Source organism: Streptomyces sp. SID13666 (genome assembly GCF_010548325.1).
In the GTDB taxonomy this organism is placed as follows: Bacteria; Actinomycetota; Actinomycetes; order Streptomycetales; family Streptomycetaceae; genus Actinacidiphila; species Actinacidiphila fildesensis.
Window position 1 is genome coordinate 1 of sequence record NZ_JAAGLX010000139.1, and the last position, 790, is coordinate 790.

Consider the following 790-nt stretch of genomic DNA (forward strand, 5'->3'; position numbering starts at 1 on the left):
CTGAGTCCCGACGACTCACTCAGCCTCATCGAACGGTTGGCGGGAGAGGAACCATGAGCGACGCCAGTGCACTGCGGTGGTTCAAGTCCAGCTACAGCGACAGCGGCGGCGGGGACTGCGTCGAAGTCGCCTACGCCTGGCGCAGGTCGACATACAGCGACAGCGGCGGCGGCAACTGCGTAGAGATCGCCGCCTGCCCCCACACCCCCACCGCCGCCATCCACATCCGCGACTCCAAGAACCCGACCGGCCCCAACCTCACGGTCACCGGCGAGACCTGGTCCGCGTTCGTCGCCTGTACCGCCTGAACTACACGGCAGCGTGGCCTGGTCGTACGCCTCAGCTGTGGCAAAGGACGTCGAGGACGACCAGCGCGAAGCAGGAACATCGTCGACTGCTCGCCGGTTTCACCCACGCTCCGACGGAACTGCGGCGGGTGTGCTGCTGACATGGACGTTTCTTGCCCGGCAACCTCACGGTCAACTCACGCCACGTGTCCACCGAGAGGGGGAAGGCCATGCCCGCCCGGCCGTGTGCGCAGCTACGATTTCGGCGCGTCGTTGGTGTGGTAGATCTTGCTGACAATGGTCCACGTGCCATCGACTTTCAGCAGGTTGAAGTAGTCGGTGAAGCACAGGCCGGAGACATCGTTGGTATCGACACGTGCGTTGGCGGCGGTGCCGGTGACGCGGACCTGGCGGGCCAGCGGATGCCAGGGGAAGAGCAGCGCGACCCGCGGGTTGGCGTCGAGGTCGGCGCCCTTGCGGGAGCCGTAGTTGGTGTAGAAGAC

Annotated in this window: 2 protein-coding genes; one reads left to right on the forward strand and one right to left on the reverse strand. The window is 65.8% G+C overall.

From position 1 onward, the window contains the following. Positions 1-53: 53 nt before the first annotated feature. Positions 54-308 (forward strand): DUF397 domain-containing protein, encoded by a 255-nt coding sequence (locus G3I60_RS43760; protein ID WP_164608556.1) that lies wholly within the window; start codon positions 54-56, stop codon positions 306-308. A gap of 233 nt (positions 309-541) precedes the next feature. Here G3I60_RS43760 and G3I60_RS44865 read toward each other — a convergent pair. Further along, on the reverse strand, positions 542-790 hold a 249-nt coding region (locus tag G3I60_RS44865; RefSeq protein WP_203675337.1), incomplete at its 5' end, for a pyridoxamine 5'-phosphate oxidase family protein.